The sequence below is a fragment of the Nocardioides sp. genome (assembly GCF_036274455.1).
Classification (GTDB): domain Bacteria; phylum Actinomycetota; class Actinomycetes; order Propionibacteriales; family Nocardioidaceae; genus Nocardioides.
The window spans coordinates 57,236-73,429 of the sequence record NZ_DASUFR010000246.1; the positions used below are offsets into that span (position 1 = coordinate 57,236).

19 protein-coding genes and 2 pseudogenes are annotated in these 16,194 nt (G+C 71.8%); 5 read left to right on the forward strand and 16 right to left on the reverse strand.

Features of this window, described 5'->3' with window-relative positions; translation table 11 throughout:
- Window positions 1-7 precede the first annotated feature (7 nt).
- The 14 genes and pseudogenes from rplE to rpsJ form a co-directional block, all read right to left on the reverse strand.
- Window positions 8-631, reverse strand: coding sequence for a 50S ribosomal protein L5 (rplE, locus tag VFV89_RS23830; RefSeq protein ID WP_329708482.1), 624 nt, complete (start codon window positions 629-631; stop codon window positions 8-10).
- Window positions 631-1,014 (reverse strand): 50S ribosomal protein L24, encoded by a 384-nt coding sequence (gene rplX, locus VFV89_RS23835; RefSeq protein ID WP_329708483.1) that lies wholly within the window; start codon window positions 1,012-1,014, stop codon window positions 631-633. The genes rplE and rplX overlap by 1 nt, the downstream gene beginning before the upstream one ends.
- Window positions 1,014-1,382, reverse strand: coding sequence for a 50S ribosomal protein L14 (gene rplN / locus VFV89_RS23840; protein WP_329708484.1), 369 nt, complete (start codon window positions 1,380-1,382; stop codon window positions 1,014-1,016). Before rplN ends, rplX begins: the two co-directional genes overlap by 1 nt.
- Window positions 1,379-1,681: a 30S ribosomal protein S17 gene (rpsQ, locus tag VFV89_RS23845; RefSeq protein WP_329708485.1), complete on the reverse strand. Its 303-nt coding sequence runs from the start codon at window positions 1,679-1,681 to the stop codon at window positions 1,379-1,381. Before rpsQ ends, rplN begins: the two co-directional genes overlap by 4 nt.
- A complete protein-coding gene (rpmC, locus tag VFV89_RS23850; protein WP_329708486.1) occupies window positions 1,678-1,932 on the reverse strand; it encodes a 50S ribosomal protein L29 in 255 nt (84 codons plus the stop codon). The genes rpsQ and rpmC overlap by 4 nt, the downstream gene beginning before the upstream one ends.
- Window positions 1,932-2,351 carry a 50S ribosomal protein L16 gene (gene rplP / locus VFV89_RS23855; RefSeq protein ID WP_329708487.1) on the reverse strand — a complete coding sequence of 140 codons (420 nt, stop codon included), beginning with the start codon at window positions 2,349-2,351 and terminating at the stop codon, window positions 1,932-1,934. Before rplP ends, rpmC begins: the two co-directional genes overlap by 1 nt.
- A 3-nt stretch (window positions 2,352-2,354) precedes the next feature.
- Window positions 2,355-3,182 (reverse strand): 30S ribosomal protein S3, encoded by an 828-nt coding sequence (gene rpsC, locus VFV89_RS23860; protein ID WP_329708488.1) that lies wholly within the window; start codon window positions 3,180-3,182, stop codon window positions 2,355-2,357.
- A 95-nt stretch (window positions 3,183-3,277) separates the two neighbouring features.
- Window positions 3,278-3,736 (reverse strand): annotated as a pseudogene (gene rplV / locus VFV89_RS23865) (50S ribosomal protein L22); the annotation flags it as partial.
- 70 nt (window positions 3,737-3,806) lie between these two features.
- Complete coding sequence (gene rpsS, locus VFV89_RS23870) at window positions 3,807-4,088, reverse strand: 30S ribosomal protein S19 (RefSeq protein ID WP_329708490.1); 282 nt, start codon at window positions 4,086-4,088, stop codon at window positions 3,807-3,809.
- Between the two features lie 5 nt (window positions 4,089-4,093).
- Entirely contained in the window at window positions 4,094-4,930 is an 837-nt protein-coding gene (gene rplB / locus VFV89_RS23875) for a 50S ribosomal protein L2 (RefSeq protein WP_329708491.1), read from the reverse strand.
- Window positions 4,930-5,235 carry a 50S ribosomal protein L23 gene (gene rplW / locus VFV89_RS23880; RefSeq protein ID WP_329708492.1) on the reverse strand — a complete coding sequence of 102 codons (306 nt, stop codon included), beginning with the start codon at window positions 5,233-5,235 and terminating at the stop codon, window positions 4,930-4,932. The genes rplB and rplW overlap by 1 nt, the downstream gene beginning before the upstream one ends.
- Window positions 5,236-5,459: 224 nt before the next feature.
- Window positions 5,460-6,047: pseudogene (rplD, locus tag VFV89_RS23885) on the reverse strand (50S ribosomal protein L4); the annotation flags it as partial.
- A 2-nt stretch (window positions 6,048-6,049) separates the two neighbouring features.
- A complete protein-coding gene (gene rplC, locus VFV89_RS23890) occupies window positions 6,050-6,724 on the reverse strand; it encodes a 50S ribosomal protein L3 (protein ID WP_329708494.1) in 675 nt (224 codons plus the stop codon).
- A gap of 10 nt (window positions 6,725-6,734) precedes the next feature.
- A complete protein-coding gene (rpsJ, locus tag VFV89_RS23895; RefSeq protein ID WP_028650479.1) occupies window positions 6,735-7,043 on the reverse strand; it encodes a 30S ribosomal protein S10 in 309 nt (102 codons plus the stop codon).
- A 631-nt stretch (window positions 7,044-7,674) separates the two neighbouring features.
- On the opposite strand from rpsJ, the gene VFV89_RS23900 reads away from it, so the two are divergent.
- From VFV89_RS23900 to VFV89_RS23920, 5 genes are read left to right on the forward strand one after another with little or no spacing between them, the layout of a single operon-like run.
- Entirely contained in the window at window positions 7,675-8,787 is a 1,113-nt protein-coding gene (locus VFV89_RS23900; protein ID WP_329708495.1) for a hypothetical protein, read from the forward strand.
- Window positions 8,784-9,401 carry a DUF4129 domain-containing protein gene (locus VFV89_RS23905; RefSeq protein WP_329708496.1) on the forward strand — a complete coding sequence of 206 codons (618 nt, stop codon included), beginning with the start codon at window positions 8,784-8,786 and terminating at the stop codon, window positions 9,399-9,401. Before VFV89_RS23900 ends, VFV89_RS23905 begins: the two co-directional genes overlap by 4 nt.
- Window positions 9,398-10,552 carry a DUF4350 domain-containing protein gene (locus tag VFV89_RS23910; protein ID WP_329708497.1) on the forward strand — a complete coding sequence of 385 codons (1,155 nt, stop codon included), beginning with the start codon at window positions 9,398-9,400 and terminating at the stop codon, window positions 10,550-10,552. The genes VFV89_RS23905 and VFV89_RS23910 overlap by 4 nt, the downstream gene beginning before the upstream one ends.
- The gene (locus VFV89_RS23915) at window positions 10,549-11,517 is read left to right on the forward strand and encodes a MoxR family ATPase (RefSeq protein WP_329708498.1); all 969 of its coding nucleotides are present in this window, start codon (window positions 10,549-10,551) and stop codon (window positions 11,515-11,517) included. Before VFV89_RS23910 ends, VFV89_RS23915 begins: the two co-directional genes overlap by 4 nt.
- A 16-nt stretch (window positions 11,518-11,533) precedes the next feature.
- Window positions 11,534-12,826 (forward strand): DUF58 domain-containing protein, encoded by a 1,293-nt coding sequence (locus tag VFV89_RS23920; RefSeq protein WP_329708499.1) that lies wholly within the window; start codon window positions 11,534-11,536, stop codon window positions 12,824-12,826.
- 20 nt (window positions 12,827-12,846) lie between these two features.
- On the opposite strand, the gene VFV89_RS23925 is transcribed toward VFV89_RS23920, so the two are convergent.
- Both VFV89_RS23925 and VFV89_RS23930 read right to left on the reverse strand, forming a co-directional pair.
- A complete protein-coding gene (locus VFV89_RS23925) occupies window positions 12,847-14,835 on the reverse strand; it encodes a hypothetical protein (RefSeq protein ID WP_329708500.1) in 1,989 nt (662 codons plus the stop codon).
- A gap of 63 nt (window positions 14,836-14,898) precedes the next feature.
- Entirely contained in the window at window positions 14,899-15,894 is a 996-nt protein-coding gene (locus VFV89_RS23930) for a stage II sporulation protein M (protein ID WP_329708501.1), read from the reverse strand.
- Window positions 15,895-16,194: the final 300 nt, after the last annotated feature.

Here is a 16,194-nt window from a genome sequence, read left to right on the forward strand (position 1 = left end):
TCTCTCCTCAGCGCTCCGCGAAGGGGAAGCCAAGGTGCTTGAGCAGCGCCCGGCCGTGGTCGTCGTTGGTCGCCGTGGTCACGATCGTGATGTCCATGCCGCGGCTGCGGTCGATCCGGTCCTGGTCGATCTCGTGGAACATGACCTGCTCGGTGAGACCGAAGGTGTAGTTGCCGTTGCCGTCGAACTGCCGCGGCGAGAGGCCGCGGAAGTCGCGGATGCGGGGCAGCGCCAGCGACAGCAGCCGGTCGAGGAACTCCCACATCCGGTCGCCGCGCAGCGTGGCGTGCGCACCGATCGGCATCCCCTCGCGCAGCTTGAACTGCGCGATGGACTTGCGGGCCTTCGTGACCAGCGGCTTCTGGCCGGTGATCGCGGTGAGGTCCTTGACGGCGCCCTCGATCAGCTTGGAGTCGCGAGCGGCCTCGCCCACGCCCATGTTGACCACGATCTTGACCAGGCCGGGCACCTGCATGGGGTTCGCGATCTCGAACTCCGAGCGCAGGGCCGGGACGATCTCGTCGCGGTAGCGCTGCTTGAGGCGCGGGGTCACGGGCGCCGAGGACGACGGACGCGCGGGCTTCGCCGGCGCCTCGGTGGCCTCGGTGGTTTCCGTAGCGGTGTCGGTCATCAGATGTCCTTGCCGGTCTTGCGGGAGATGCGCACGCTGCGCTCGGCGGCGTACGTCGAGCCGTCGGGGCGGCGCTTGGTGACGGTGTCGCGGCGGAACCCGACGCGGGTGACGTCCTTGCCGTCGACCAGGATCACGTTGGAGACGTGGATCGGCGCCTCGGCGGTGATGATCCCGCCGGTGGTGCCGGCCCGGCCGCCCTGGTTGACGACCTTGGTGTGCCGCTTGACGCGGTTGACGCCCTCGACGATCACCCGCTGCTCCTCGCGGAGCACGCCGATGACCTTGCCCTCGGCGCCCTTGTCGCGACCGGCGATCACCTTGACGGTGTCGCCCTTCTTGATGCTCAGCCCCTTCTTGGGCTGGTCGGCCTTGCGGGTCATCACAGCACCTCCGGTGCGAGCGAGATGATCTTCATGAACCGCTTGTCACGCAGCTCGCGGCCCACCGGGCCGAAGATGCGGGTGCCGCGCGGCTCGCCGTCCTGGCGGAGGATCACCGCAGCGTTCTCGTCGAAGCGGATGTAGGACCCGTCCGGACGGCGACGCTCCTTGGCGGTGCGCACGACGACCGCCTTGACGACGTCGCCCTTCTTGACGCCGCCGCCGGGGATCGCGTCCTTGACCGTGGCCACGATGGTGTCACCGATGCCGGCGTAGCGCCGGCCCGAGCCACCGAGGACACGGATGCACAGAATCTCCTTGGCGCCGGTGTTGTCGGCCACCTTGAGTCGGCTCTCCTGCTGGATCACTTCGCTCGCTCCAGTACCTGAACGACGCGCCAGCGCTTGGTCGCTGACAGCGGCCGGGTCTCCATCAGCAGGACCCGGTCACCGACGCCGCACTCGTTCTGCTCGTCGTGGGCCTTCAGCCGCGCGGTCTGGCGCATGACCTTGCCGTAGAGCGCGTGCTTGACGCGGTCCTCGACGACGACCACGACGGTCTTGTCCATCTTGTCGCTCACCACGAGACCCTCGCGGACCTTGCGGCTGTTGCGCTCGGGCGTCGCGGCCTCGGCGGGCGCGCCGGCCTCGGCGGGCTGCTCGCTCATGCGGCACCATCCTCGTTGTCGTCGTCGTTGCTGCCGGGAGCCACCCGGATGCCGAGCTCGCGCTCGCGCACCACGGTGTAGATCCGGGCGATGTCCTTCTTGACCGTGCGAAGCCGGCCGTGGCTCTCGAGCTGGCCGGTGGCCGCCTGGAAGCGGAGGTTGAACAGCTCCTCCTTGGCCTCGCGCAGCCGCGTCTCGAGGTCGACGTCGTTCATCTCGTCGAGCTCGTGCGCCTTGGTCCCGGACGCCATCAGAACTCACCAGCCTCTCGGGTGATGAAGCGGCACTTCATCGGCAGCTTGTGCATCGCGCGGCGCATCGCCTCGCGGGCCGTGTGCTCGTCGACGCCCGAGAGCTCGAACATCACGCGGCCGGCCTTGACGTTGGCGATCCACCACTCGGGGGAGCCCTTGCCGGAGCCCATCCGGGTCTCGGCGGGCTTCTTGGTCAGCGGACGGTCGGGGTAGATGTTGATCCAGACCTTGCCACCACGCTTGATGTGCCGGGTCATGGCGATACGGGCCGACTCGATCTGGCGGTTGGTGACGTAGTGTCCCTCGACGGCCTGGATGCCGAAGTCGCCGAAGGCCAGCCGGGTGCCGCCCTTGGCGGCACCGGTCCGCTTGGGGTGGTGCTGCTTGCGGTGCTTGATCCGTCGCGGCATCAACATCGCTCAGCCCTCCGTTCCGGCAGTGGTGCTGGGAGCCGCGTCCGCGGCCGGAGCCTCGGCGGCCGGCGCCTCGGGGGCACCGCCCTCGCGGTCCGAACGGCTCGGACGGGTGCCGCGGCTGGGGCGCTCGCCGCCCCGGGCCGGGCGGCCACCGCGGCCGGGGACGCCGGCGCGGGCAGCGGCCTGGGCCTGGCGCTCGGCGCGGGTGCCGGCGACCTCGCCCTTGTAGATCCAGACCTTCACGCCGATCCGGCCGAAGGTCGTGCGGGCCTCGTAGAAGCCGTAGTCGATGTCGGCGCGCAGCGTGTGCAGCGGGACACGGCCCTCGCGGTAGAACTCGGTGCGCGACATCTCGGCGCCGTTGAGCCGGCCCGAGCACTGGATCCGGATGCCCTTGGCACCCGAGCGCATCGTGGTCTGCATCGCCTTGCGCATCGCCCGGCGGAACTGCACGCGGCCCGACAGCTGCTCGGCCACGCCCTGGGCGACCAGCTGGGCGTCGACCTCGGGGTTCTTGACCTCGAGGATGTTGAGCTGGACCTGCTTGCCGGTGAGCTTCTCGAGCTCGCCGCGGATGCGGTCCGCCTCGGCGCCACGGCGGCCGATCACGATGCCCGGACGCGCGGTGTGGATGTCCACCCGGACGCGGTCGCGGGTGCGCTCGATCTCGACCTTGGCGATGCCGGCCCGCTCCATGCCCTTGGAGAGCAGCTTGCGGATGGCGACGTCCTCGCCCACGTAGCTCTTGTAGAGCTTGTCGGCGTACCAGCGGGACTTGTGGTCGGTGGAGATGCCGAGCCGGAACCCGTTCGGGTTGATCTTCTGGCCCATCAGGCATCCTCTCCAGTCGTCTCGACAGCCTTCTTCGCAGCCGTCTTCTTGGTGGTGGTCTTCTTGGCCGCGGCCTTCTTCGCCGGCTCGGCGGCCTTCGTGGTGGTCTTCTTGGCGGGGGCCTTCTTGGCCGGAGCCTTCTTGACCGGCGGCGGGGCGACCTCGGCCGGCTCCACGACGAGCGTGATGTGGCTGGTCCGCTTGTTGATGCGGGTGGCCCGGCCCTGGGCCCGCGGCCGCCACCGCTTCATCGTCGGACCCTCGTCGACGTGCGCCGCCGACACGACCAGGTCGTGGGTGTCGAGGCCCTCGGTCGTCTCGGCGTTGGAGACGGCGGAGCGCAGGACCTTGTGGACGGTCTCGGCGGCCGCCTGCGGGGCGAACTCGAGGGTGGCCAGGGCCTGGTCGACGGGGAGACCCCGGACGAGGTCAACGACCCGGCGCGCCTTCAGCGGCGTCACCCGGACGTAGCGGGCGCTCGCGAAGGCACCCGGACGGTCGCCGAGCAGCGACTCGCGGCGGGCGCTGGTGCGCTGGCGTTCGGTGGCGCTCATTTCCGGGGTCCCCAATCGGTTGTTCGCGGGAGGAGCGAAGCGGGAGGAGCGAAGAATCGGGTGGGGTGAGTCATCGACGCCGACCCTTCCGGTCATCCTTGACGTGACCTCGGTAGGTGCGGGTGGGCGCGAACTCGCCGAGCTTGTGGCCGACCATCGAGTCGGTGATGAACACCGGCACGTGCTTGCGGCCGTCGTGGACGGCGATGGTGTGGCCGATCATCGAGGGGATGATCATCGAGCGGCGCGACCACGTCTTGATGACGTTGTGGCTGCCCTTCTCGTTCTCGGCGTCCACCTTCTTCTCCAGGTGGCCGTCGACGAAGGGGCCCTTCTTCAGGCTGCGAGGCATGTTTGCTACTTCCTACCCTTGCCGGTGCGGCGGCGACGGATGATCTGGGCGTCGGAGGCCTTGCGCTTGCGCGTACGACCCTCGGGCTGGCCCCACGGGGAGACCGGGTGGCGGCCACCGGAGGTCTTGCCCTCGCCACCGCCGTGCGGGTGGTCGACGGGGTTCATCACGACGCCTCGGACGGTCGGGCGCTTGCCCTTCCAGCGCATCCGGCCGGCCTTGCCCCAGTTGATGTTGGACTGCTCGGCGTTGCCGACCTCGCCCACGGTGGCGCGGCAGCGGACGTCGACGAACCGCATCTCACCGGACGGCATCCGCAGCGTCGCGCGCGAGCCCTCGCGGGCCACGAGCTGGGCGCTGTTGCCCGCCGAGCGGGCGATCTTGGCACCGCCACCGGGCCGCAGCTCGATGCAGTGGATCGTGGTGCCGACCGGGATGTGGCGCAGCGGCAGGTTGTTGCCCGCCTTGATGTCGGCGTTCGGGCCCGACTCGACGACCGAGCCCTGGCGCAGGTCCTTCGGCGCGATGATGTAGCGCTTCTCGCCGTCGGCGTAGTGCAGCAGCGCGATCCGGGCGGTGCGGTTGGGGTCGTACTCGATGTGCGCGACCTTGGCCGGGATGCCGTCCTTGTCGTAGCGCCGGAAGTCGATGATGCGGTAGGCACGCTTGTGGCCACCGCCCTGGTGACGGGTGGTGATCCGGCCCTGGTTGTTGCGACCGCCCTTCTTGGGCAGCGGCCTGGTCAGGGACTTCTCCGGCGTGGTCCGGGTGATCTCGACGAAGTCGGCGACCGACGAGCCGCGGCGGCCCGGGGTGGTCGGCTTGTACTTGCGAATGGCCATCAGGAAACCGGTCCTCCGAAGATGTCGATGCGGTCGCCCACGGCCAGGCTCACGATGGCGCGCTTGGTGTCCTTGCGCCGGCCGAGCCCCGTGCGGGTCCGCCGGGTCTTGCCCGGGCGGTTGAGCGTGTTGACCGCGGTCACCTTGACGTTGAACACCTTCTCGACCGCGATCTTGATCTCGGTCTTGTTCGCGTCGGGGTGCACCAGGAACGTGTACTTGTTGGCGTCGAGGAGGCCGTAGCTCTTCTCGGAGACGACCGGCGCGATCAGTACGTCGCGGTGGTCCTTGTGCAGGGTGCTCACTCGGACTCCTCCTCAGCGGTGTCGGCCTCGGCCTGGTCGGCCTGCTCCTCGGCCCCGGCCTTCTCGGCCTCGGGCTTCGCGGCGGCCTTCTTGGTGGTGGTCCTGGTGGCCGCGGCCTTCTTGGCCGGCTTCTCCTCGACCTTCTCCTCGGCCTTCTCCTCGGCCTTGTCCTCGGCCTTCTCCTCGGCCTTGTCCTCGGCGGCCTTCTCCTCGGCGCTGCGCTCACCCACGAACGCGTCGAACGCGCCCCGGGTGAACACCACGTCGTCGGAGGCGACCACGTCGTAGGTGTTGAGCTGGTCGACGGCCACGATGTGCACCTCGGGGGCGTTGCGCAGCGACAGCCAGGTGATGGCGTCGGTGCGCTCGAGCACCACGAGGAACCGGTGCCGGTCGCTGATCGCGCGCAGCGCGGCCAGCGCGGTCTTGGTGGACGGGGCGTCGCCCAGGCCGAAGCCGTCGACGACGTGGATCCGGCCGTCCCGCGCCCGGTCGGACAGGGCGCCACGGAGCGCGGCGACCTTCATCTTCTTGGGCGTGCGCTGGTCGTAGCTGCGCGGCTGCGGGCCGTGCACGACGCCACCACCGGCGTACTGGGGGGCGCGGATCGAGCCCTGGCGGGCGCGGCCGGTGCCCTTCTGCTTGTAGGGCTTGCGGCCACCGCCACGGACCTCGCCGCGGGTCTTGGTGGCGTGCGTGCCCTGGCGGGCGGCGGCCTGCTGGGCCACCACGACCTGGTGGATCAGCGGGATGTTGACCGGTACGTCGAAGATCTCGGCGGGCAGGTCGACCTTGGAAGTCTTGGCGGGCATGCTCAGGCCTCCCCAGTAGTAGCCGGAACGGCCTTCTTGGCGGCCGAGCGGATCACGACCAGGCCGCCCTTGGGCCCGGGCACGGCGCCCTTGACCAGGATCAGGCCCTTGTCGGCGTCGACCGCGTGGACGGTGAGGTTCTGGGTGGTGACGGTGTCGGAGCCCATCCGGCCGGCCATCCGCACGCCCTTGAACACGCGGCCCGGCGTGGCGCAGGCGCCGATCGAGCCCGGCTTGCGGTGGTTGCGGTGGGCACCGTGCGAGGCCGAGACACCGGCGAAGCCGTGGCGCTTCATGGTGCCGGCGAAGCCCTTGCCCTTGCTGGTGCCGGTCACGTCGATCTCTTCACCCGCGGCGAAGGTGTCGACCGGGAGCTCCTGGCCCACGGTGAACTCGCCCGCGCTCGTCGTACGGATCTCGACGAGGTGGCGCCGCGGCGTGGTGCCGGCGCTGGCGAACTGGCCGGCGCGCGGCTTGGTCACCTTGCGGCCCTCGATCTCGCCGAAGCCGACCTGGATGGCGTTGTAGCCGTCCTTCTCGGGGGTCCGGACCTGGGTCACGACGTTGGTGCCGGCGGCGATCACGGTCACCGGGACGATGCGGTTGTTCTCGTCCCACAGCTGGGTCATGCCGAGCTTGGTGCCCAGCAGCCCCTTCACATTGCGTTCGATGGTCATCTCTCGAACCTCAGAGCTTGATCTCGATGTCGACACCGGCCGGGAGGTCGAGCCGCATCAGCGAGTCGACGGTCTTCGGCGTGGGGTCGAGGATGTCGATGAGCCGCTTGTGGGTGCGCATCTCGAAGTGCTCGCGCGAGTCCTTGTACTTGTGCGGCGAGCGGATGACGCAGTAGACGTTCTTCTCCGTCGGCAGCGGCACGGGGCCGGCGACGCGTGCACCCGTGCGGGTCACGGTGTCCACGATCTTGCGCGCCGAGGTGTCGATCACCTCGTGGTCATAGGCCTTGAGCCTGATGCGGATCTTCTGTCCCGCCATAGGTCTCTCTCGTCCTTCTCGTCTGCGTGCCGCTGTCTGGGTGGTGCTGCCTTGGTGCTGCTCTCCCCGCTCCAGCACCGACCCCCGCGGTCGGGCGTGTCGCACAGGCTTCGTGCGCCACGAACCGGGATCCGTGTGTCTGTTGTGGTGGCGTCCGGCGCAATGTCCGGGCTGATCGGGCCTCCTGGTTCGGTGCGGACGCATGCCGGCACTCATCGATCACAGGAGACGCGATTGAGGAGTCAAGCAATGCGATGCACCCCGGCAACCCGCCAGAGCAACCGGACTATCTTGTCAGAGACCCGGACGACCCACAAATCCGAGCGGGTAGCGCTCCGGTGGCTGAGGTGCGAGGCGCCCCAGCGCCGAGCCTCGAAGCCAGGCGACCCGGGGCTGGGACCCACCCAGGTGCCTTCGCTGCGGAGGTCTCGACAGGCTCGACCGGCGGGGGCCACCATGGTGGCTGAGGTGCGAGGCGCCCCAGCGCCGAGCCTCGAAGCCAGGCGACCCCGGGGCTGGGACCCACCCGGATGCCTTCCTTGCGGAGTTCTCGACAAGCTCGACCAGCGGGGCCACCACGGTGGCTCGCCGTATCCCCGCGGTGATGCTGGACACCTGACAGGATTGCGGCATGTCGGACCCGGGGACTGGCGTGCCCCCCCAGCCGCCTCCGCCCGGTTGGCAGCCGCCGCCACCTCCCCCGCCGTCCTACACCGGTCACCAGGCGGCTGCGCCCGGCTGGCCGGCACCGCCGCCGGCCTACCAGCAACCGTTCCGGCCCGCGCCCGGGATGCTCGGCGCCGCGCACCGGCCGGGTGCGATGCCGCTTCGTCCGCTCGCCCTCGGTGACATGTACGACGCGGCGTTCCGCATCATCCGGTTCAACCCCAAGGCGACGGTCGGGTCGGCGGTCCTGGTCGCTGCCGTGGCCTGGCTGGTGCCCGTCGTCGTGACCGCACTGCTCAGCCTCACCCTCGACCTCTCGCTGGACGCGACGGGAACAGAGGGCAACCCCGACACCATCGGGCTGATCGGCTCACTCGGTTCGCTCGGGGTGGCCAGCCTGCTCCTCGGCTTCGGCACGATCCTGGTGACCGGGATGATCTCCCACGTGGCGGCGGCCGCCGCCGTGGGGCGCCGGCTGACGCTCGGGGAGGCCTGGGCCGCCACCCATGGCAAGCGGTGGCGGCTGATCGGCATGGCGTTCCTGCTCGGCCTCGCGACTCTGCTCCTGATCGGCATCTACGCGCTGCTGTGGGTGCTCGTCGTGGTGGCCAGCGACTCCAGCGCGATGGCCATCGTCGTGTGGGGGCTGGTCAGCGCCCCGGCCTTCATCTGCCTGATGCTGTTCTTCTGGGTCCGTGTCTACTACCTGCCGGTGCCGGCGCTGATGCTCGAGCCGGTCGGGGTGTTCGGCGCCCTCGCCCGGGGCTGGGCGCTGACCCGCAGGCAGTTCTGGCGCACCTTCGGCATCGCGCTGCTGACGCTGATCGTGGTCGGCATCGCCAGCAACTTCATCGGCATCCCGATCGGGCTCATCGGGCAGGTCGTTGCGGTGGCCGTGGGATCGCGCTACGCGGTGCTGGTGATCGTGGTGACCCAGGCCCTCAGCCAGGTCGTCTCAGCGGCGTTCGTCACGCCGTTCACCTCCGCGGTCACCTCGCTGCAGTACCTCGACCAGCGGATGCGCAAGGAGGCCTACGACGTCGAGCTGATGCAGCAGGCCGGGATCACGGCGTCGTGACGCTCCTGGCCCGGCTCCCGGACCCCCCGCTGGACCCGTCGGCCTCCGAGGCGCGGTCCAAGCTGCGCCGCGAGCTGCTGCACCCGGAGTACCACGACCAGAACGTCCTGCAGGAGATCGTGCGCTGGCTCTCGCGCAAGGTGGGCGGCGGACTCGAGCGCGCGTCCAACGCGCCCCCGCTCTCGACCTTCATGGCCATGGTCATCCTCGTCGCCCTGGTGGCGGCGCTGGTCTGGCTGGTCTCCCGCGCCCGGCGCACCGCGCAGGACCAGGAGCAGCGGCAGTCGGTCCTCACCGACGAGGTGGTGAGCGCCGACGAGCTCCGGGCCCGCGCCGACGCGGCGCTCGCGGCGGACCGCTTCGAGGAGGCCGTGGTCGAGGGGTTCCGGGCGATCGCGGTCCGCCAGGTGGAGCGTGGCCGGCTGGTCGACGCGCCCGGCGCCACGGCGCACGAGGTCGCGGACGCCCTGGCCCGTGAGTACGCCGCCATGGCCGACGAGGTGCACCGGAGCGCGCGCGTGTTCGACGAGGTGCTCTACGGCCACCACCCGGCGACCCGCGAGCAGGCGGCAGCGGTGCTCGCCCTCGACGAGGGCCTGGTGGCCCGCCGATGACCGCCACGGCCGCTCCTCCCGCCGCGCCCGCCACCGCACCGGAGGGGTTCCTACGCCGGCACCGGTCCACCCTGCTCGCCGGCCTGGCGCTGCTCTTCGCGGTCGGCCTGGCGATCGTGCTCGGCGTCGGCACCGAGACGGCGACGCCGATGGACCCCGACAACCCGGGTCCCACCGGGACCCGGGCCCTGGCGCGGGTCCTCGACGAGGAGGGCGTCGACATCGAGGTGGCTCGGAGCGCGGCCGAGCTCGAGGAGCTCGACGTCGACGACCAGACCTCGGTGCTGGTGGTGCAGCCCCAGCTCCTGGGCACCAGCACCATCGAGCGGCTCTACGACCACACGCTGACAGCGGACTCGGTGATCGTCGCCGGCGCTGGGCCGGGCGTGGCCGACGCCTTCGGCGCCACCGGCGGCGGGACCACGATCCCCCTCGGCCACGGCCGGGACGCCGGCTGTGACGACCCGCGCTTCGACGGCCTCACCCTGGAGGTCGACTCGACCAACGTCTATCCGCACGGCGACTGCTACACCGGCCGGGCAGGCGCCGTCGTGAGCAGCCCCGCGGACCGCCTCCTGCTCTTCGGCGCAGACCAGGCGCTCACCAACGACCAGATCCTGCGTGCCGACAACGCGGCGGTCGCGCTGAGACTGCTGGGCCAGGACCGGCGGCTGGTCTGGTACGTCCCGTCCATCGACGACCTGACCGGTGATGACGGCGTGAGCCTCACCAGCCTGCTGCCCGACTGGATCCAGCCCGGGCTCTGGCTCGTGGCGGTCGCCCTGGTCGCGGTCATCGTGTGGCGCGCCCGCCGGCTCGGTCCGCTCGCGGTGGAGCCGCTCCCGGTGGTCGTGCGCGCCGTGGAGACAACCCGGAGCCTCGGCCGGCTGTACCGGCGCTCCGCGGACCGCGACCACGCGGCAGAGTCGCTGCGCCGCGCCGCGCGCGCCCGGCTGGCAGAGCGGCTCCGGCTCGGGTCCACGACGCCGCCGGACGTGCTGGCCCGCGAGGTCGCGCGCCGCACTGGCCGGGCCGAGCAGGACATCATGGCGGTGCTGGGGCCCTCGGGCGTCGTACCGTCCACCGACCGCGACCTGATCACCCTGGCCAGGCAGCTGGCAGAGCTCGACAGAGAGGTACGCCGTACATGACCGAGAACTCCCCCGGATCGGCCCGCGAGCGGCTGGCCGCGGTGCGGACCGAGGTGGGCAAGGCCGTGGTCGGGCAGGACGCCGCGGTCTCCGGGCTCCTGGTGGCGCTCCTGTGCGGCGGCCACGTGCTGATGGAGGGCGTGCCCGGCACCGCGAAGACGCTGCTGGTGCGCACCCTGGCCGCGGCGTTGTCGGTGGACACCCACCGGGTGCAGTTCACTCCCGACCTGATGCCCGGGGACATCACCGGCTCGATGGTGATCGACAACCGCCAGGCCGCGGAGCTGACCTTCCGCGAGGGCCCAGTGTTCACCAACCTGCTGCTGGCCGACGAGATCAACCGGACTCCGCCCAAGACCCAGTCCGCGCTGCTCGAGGCGATGGAGGAGGGTCAGGTCTCGGTCGACGGTGTCTCACGCAAGCTGCCCACGCCGTTCCTGGTGGCAGCCACCCAGAACCCCATCGAGTACGAAGGCACCTACCCGCTGCCGGAGGCGCAGCTGGACCGGTTCCTGCTCAAAGTCGTGCTGCCGATCCCCGAACGCGACCAGGAGCTGGAGATCCTGCGCCGGCACGCCGCCGGCTTCGACCCGCGCGACGTTCAGGCCGCCGGGGTGACCCCGGTCGCGGGTCCGGCCGACATCGCCGCAGGGCGCGCCGCGGTCAACACCGTGCAGATCAGCAGCGAGGTCGTCGGCTACATCGTCGACATCGCCCGCGCCACCCGCCAGTCCCCCTCGCTCAGCCTCGGCGTGAGCCCCCGCGGGGCCACCGCGCTGCTCCACTCGGCACGGGCCTGGGCCTGGCTCACCGGCCGGGACTTCGTCACCCCGGACGACGTCAAGGCGCTGGCCCACGCCAGCCTCGTCCACCGGCTCGGCCTGCGCCCCGAGGCCGAGCTCGAGGGCGTCGACGTGGCCGAGGTGCTGGCCTCCTCGCTCGGCTCGGTCCCGGTCCCCCGCTGACCACGTCCACGCTGTCATGAGCGTCACCGGCCGGCTCCCACTGCTGCTCCTCCTCGGAGTGGTGCCGGTCGTGCTTCGGCCCGAGGGGAGCACGGTGTGGCTGTGGCTGCTCGTCGTGCTGCTGCTGCTGGTCGCGGACCTCGTCCTGGCGCCCTCGGTCAAGGACCTCGCCGTGCACCGCCGGCCGGTCGGCACGGTCCGGATGGGGTACGACGCAGAGTCGGTGCTGCTGGTCGAGAACGTCGGCCGCCGGCGCCTGCACGGGGTCGTCCGCGACGCCTGGCAGCCCACCGCGGGTGCGGCCGGCAACCGGCACCGGATCGCGCTCGCACCGGGTGACCGGGTGCTGCTGCGGACCGCCCTGCGGCCGAGCCGCCGCGGCGACCTGCGGGCACTGGGCGTCACCGCCCGGCTGCGCGGCCCGCTCGGCCTGGCCGCCCGCCAGAAGACGCTCGCGGTGCCGGGGACCATCCGGTCGCTGCCGCCGTTCGAGTCCCGCAAGCACCTGCCCAGCCGGCTGACGCGGCTCCGCGAGCTCGACGGACGCGCCGCGATCAGGGTCCGTGGCCAGGGCACCGAGTTCGACTCCCTGCGCGAGTACGTCCACGGCGACGACGTCCGCTCGATCGACTGGCGGGCCAGCGCCCGCAACCGCAACGTCGTCGTCCGGACCTGGCAGCCCGAGCGGGACCGCCGCGTCGTGCTGGTCCTGGACACCTCCCGCACGTCGGCCGGCCGGGTCGAGGACGTCCCCCGGCTCGACTCGGCGATGGACGCCGCCCTGCTGCTGGCCGCGCTGGCGGCGCGGGCGGGCGACCGGGTCGACTTCGTGGCCGGGGACCGCCGGGTCCGGGCGCGGCTGCGCTCGGCCGGAGCCCGCGACGTGGCGGCCCACCTCCAGGACACGATGGCCGACCTCGAGCCGGTCATCGCCGAGGCCGACTGGTCGGCGCTGGCCGGGGCGGTGACCGAGTTCGGCCGGCAGCGCGCGCTCGTCGTGCTGCTGACGCCGCTCGAGCCGTCCGCGGTCGAGGAGGGACTGCTCCCGGTGCTGCCGTCGCTGACCCGCCACCACCGGGTCGTGCTGGCCTCTGTGCGAGACCCCGAGCTGGAGCGGCTGGCCGCCACCAGGGGCACCATCGACGAGGTCTACGACGCCGCGGCGGCCGAGCAGGCCATGGTCCGGCGCCGGCGCACCGCCGAGCTGCTGCGCGCGGTGGGGCTCGACATCGTCGACGCCGACGCCGAGCGGCTGCCGCCGGCGCTGGCCGACCACTACCTCGCGCTCAAGGCCAAGGGGCTGCTCTGAGGGACGGCTCCGAGATCGGCTCAGCCGGTCCGGAGCCGCCTGGTCCAGCGGGTCAGCTGCAGCGCCCAGTCGGGCACCAGGGCGACCAGCAGCGCGCCGAAGCCGCTCAGCGCGAGCACCGAGGGCAGCGCCGGCGGCATGCCGTCCGGGTGGCTGATGGTGAGGAGGACGCCCCACAGCAGTGCGAAGCTGCCGATGGTCATGCCGCCGAGCCCGACCGCGTTGCGGGCGCGGCGTACGCCGGGCGCCGAGTGCATCCAGACCGTCTCGACCCGGTCGCCGAGCCACTCCTTGACCTCGGCCTCCTCCTCGAGGCCGTCGCCGTGGCCCCGCAGCACGAGCGTGCCGTCCGCGCAGGTGAGGGTGAGCCGCCACCACAGCCCACCGACCGCGGGCCCGAGCCGGGCGCGGCGGACGTCGTCCGCGGCCAGCGTGACCACCTGCTCGGTGGTGTCGCCCTGCCAGACCGCCAGCATCCGCCGGCGCAGCTCGATCGAGGCGTCGCGGGGCGCGGCCGGCCGGTCGGGGTTCCCCACGAGCCGGCCCCGGTCGTCGCGGAACACGTGCAGCGCCCGGTCGGTGACCACCACCACGCGCGCGGCCAGCCCCTGCCGGGCCGCGAACGACCCGACCGGCCGCTCGGGCCGGACCCCGGCGTCGTGGTCGAGCCAGAGCGGCTCGTGCACGTCGATGCCGAGCTCCTCGAGGGCCTCGCGCAGCTCGGCGTAGGCCTTGTCCCGCCCGTCGTCGCGGACCATGCCCAGCACCTCGGACACGATCGCGTCGAGAGGCAGCTGCCAGCCGTCATCGGCCTCGAGGGCGGTGCCCTCGGGCCAGGCCCAGTAGGGCTGGAACTGCCCTGAGTCGATGGCGGCGATGGCGACCGCGGCGGTGAGCGTGCGGGTGGCCGCGGCCTCGGTTCGACCCTCGCCGGACTCCATGAGCAGCAGCACCGACTCCACGGTCACCGCGGAGTCGTACATGACGCGCCGGGCCTCGTCGAGCGCCTCGGTCACCAGCACCCGCCAGTGCGGGACCGCCACCTCCTGCGGGTGGTGCTCCCACGTGATCGGCTTGAGGCTCTCGCCGCGCTCGTCGAGCTCCAGGGCCACCGCGGTCTCGTGCTCGCTGACGATCGTCGCGATCGCTCCGGTGGCGGGCCACATCGGCCGCGCGTGCTTCAGCCAGCCCGCGGCGTCCGCGCCCTCGACGAAGTGACGGAGCCCGGTGAAGGGGGCCGCGTGCCGTCGCCCGCACGCGAACGCCGGCTGCAGCCACTCGCTGCGCAGCAGCGCCCAGGCGTCGGCCACCTGGTCGCGGGCCTCGATCACCGCGGCCGTCTGGCGTGAGGAGCGGACCGCCGCCCGCTCGCAGGCGCCGGCCCAGTTGCCGAGGTCGGCGTCGAGCTGGGCGGCGCGGCGGCGCAGGCTGTCGGTCAGCCGCAGGGTCCACCACGTCAGGTGCTCGCGTCGGGAGACCAGCGGGCGGCCGATGTCGCCGTGGGCGACCCGCAGCGCCCAGCGCACCGTGCGCTCGTCCTCGACCGAGGCCTGCATGGCACCCACCAGCAGGAGCTCACGGAGCTCGGCGGTGTCCAGGCAGGCCAGCAAGGGCATCCCGAGGACCAGCTCACCCTCGGCGAGCTCGAGCTCGACCCGCGGGACCAGCCGGACCACCTCGGGCCAGCTCACCAGCCCCTCGGGGTCGATGGCCGCGCGGAGCTCGGCCACCTCGGGCCGGCTCAGCAGCTGGCCCGTCGGCGCGTGCCGGCGCGGCCAGAACCGGGTGAGGTTGTAGCCCGTCGCGGTGAGCAGCACCGACCAGATGACGACGTAGACCGGCCGCACGGTGACCGCGACCGCCAGCAGCGCGAGGCTGGCCAGCACCAGGAGGACCATCGAGCACCATGCAGCGGCCCACGCCCCGTTCAGGGCCCGGGCTGTCTTCAGGAGCCGGGTCCGTGCCTCGTCCAGCGAGTCGGACACGTCGACCGTGGCCGACAACGTCACGGAAGCATTTTCGGCGCTCCGGGCGTCCGGCGCGGCACTTTGGCCCAAACGCCGCGGAAATCGCTACGCCTGGGTCGCGACCCGGTCCTCGAGGTAGCGGCTGTCGATGTCTCCGGTTGCTCCGCGGTGGTGGGCCTGCCGGCCGAGGACGAAGACGTAGCCGAAGAAGGCCAGCTCGGCGGTGACCCCGATGCCCACCCTCGCCGAGGTCGGCAGCCCGGACGGCGTCACGAACGCCTCGATGACGCCGCTGACCAGGAGCACGCAGACCAGGCCGAGGCTCACCGTGCCCGCGGTCCGGCCCTCGCGGGCGATCGACTGGGTGCGGGTCAGCTGCCCTGGTTCGACCCACGACCAGAACAGCCGCAGTCCGACACCGCCCGCGACGAACACCGCGGTCAGCTCGAGCAGCCCGTGCGGGAGGATCAGCCCCCAGAACTCGGGGCCGTGGCCGTGCCGCTGCATGATCGAGCCGATCACGGCGAGGTTCGCGACGTTCTGGAACAGCAGGAAGATCACCGGGAAGCCGAGGATCCCGAACGCGATGCACAGCGCCGCGACCCACGCGTTGTTGATCCAGACCTGCAGCGCGAAGTGGCTCGCGGCGTACGTCGAGTAGTAGTCCTCGAAGTCGTGGTTGACCAGCTGGTCGATCTCGTCGGGGCTGAGCAGGCTCTGCTCGACGTTGGGGTGGCCGAGCAGCCAGACCATCATGATCCCGGTCACCGCGATGCTGCCGGCCATGGTGCCGAGCCACCACCAGCGCAGTCGGTAGAGCGCGGCCGGGAAGCGCTCGGTGAAGAACGACGCGAACCCTCGCCACGAGCTCACCCGGGTCCCGACCGCCTTGTTGCGCGCCTTGGCCAGCAGGCTCGAGAGGTGGGCCACCAGCGACGGGTCCGGCGCCGACGTACGCACGACCGACAGGTGGGTGGCCACCTGCTGGTAGAGGTCCACGAGCTCATCGCTCTCCGGCCCGCTCAGCCTCCCCTTGTGGACCAGCTGCTCCAGCCGCTGCCACTCGTACGCGTGCGCAAGCACGTACGCGTCGAGGTCCACGGCGTCAGCCTAGATCGGCGCAGCCATGACCGTTGGTGGCTGAGGTGCGAGGCCGTTCACGGCCGAGCCTCGAAGCCCCCGCAGGGAAGGCACCCGGGGTAGGTCCCAGCACCGGGTCACCTGGCTTCGAGGCTCGGCGCCGGGGGCGCCTCGCACCTCAGCCACCGTGGTGGCCCGCCGGTCGAGCCCGTCGAGACCACCGCAGCGATGCACCTGCTGGCCTGCCGCTGGTCGAGCCTGTCGAGACCTCCGCAGGGCAGGCACCCGGGTGGGTCTCAGCACTGGGTCACCTGGCTGCGA

What these genes read in the sequence shown, in the direction of transcription:
- rplE (WP_329708482.1), bottom strand. Translation starts at nt 631, where the DNA reads ATGACCGACACCGCTACGGAAACCACCGAGGCCACCGAGGCGCCGGCG.
- rplX (WP_329708483.1), bottom strand. Translation starts at nt 1,014, where the DNA reads ATGACCCGCAAGGCCGACCAGCCCAAGAAGGGGCTGAGCATCAAGAAG.
- rpsQ (WP_329708485.1), bottom strand. Translation starts at nt 1,681, where the DNA reads ATGAGCGAGCAGCCCGCCGAGGCCGGCGCGCCCGCCGAGGCCGCGACG.
- rpmC (WP_329708486.1), bottom strand. Translation starts at nt 1,932, where the DNA reads ATGGCGTCCGGGACCAAGGCGCACGAGCTCGACGAGATGAACGACGTC.
- rplP (WP_329708487.1), bottom strand. Translation starts at nt 2,351, where the DNA reads ATGTTGATGCCGCGACGGATCAAGCACCGCAAGCAGCACCACCCCAAG.
- rpsC (WP_329708488.1), bottom strand. Translation starts at nt 3,182, where the DNA reads ATGGGCCAGAAGATCAACCCGAACGGGTTCCGGCTCGGCATCTCCACC.
- rpsS (WP_329708490.1), bottom strand. Translation starts at nt 4,088, where the DNA reads ATGCCTCGCAGCCTGAAGAAGGGCCCCTTCGTCGACGGCCACCTGGAG.
- rplB (WP_329708491.1), bottom strand. Translation starts at nt 4,930, where the DNA reads ATGGCCATTCGCAAGTACAAGCCGACCACCCCGGGCCGCCGCGGCTCG.
- rplC (WP_329708494.1), bottom strand. Translation starts at nt 6,724, where the DNA reads ATGACCATCGAACGCAATGTGAAGGGGCTGCTGGGCACCAAGCTCGGC.
- rpsJ (WP_028650479.1), bottom strand. Translation starts at nt 7,043, where the DNA reads ATGGCGGGACAGAAGATCCGCATCAGGCTCAAGGCCTATGACCACGAG.
- VFV89_RS23900 (WP_329708495.1), top strand. Translation starts at nt 7,675, where the DNA reads ATGTCGGACCCGGGGACTGGCGTGCCCCCCCAGCCGCCTCCGCCCGGT.
- VFV89_RS23910 (WP_329708497.1), top strand. Translation starts at nt 9,398, where the DNA reads ATGACCGCCACGGCCGCTCCTCCCGCCGCGCCCGCCACCGCACCGGAG.
- VFV89_RS23915 (WP_329708498.1), top strand. Translation starts at nt 10,549, where the DNA reads ATGACCGAGAACTCCCCCGGATCGGCCCGCGAGCGGCTGGCCGCGGTG.
- VFV89_RS23920 (WP_329708499.1), top strand. Translation starts at nt 11,534, where the DNA reads ATGAGCGTCACCGGCCGGCTCCCACTGCTGCTCCTCCTCGGAGTGGTG.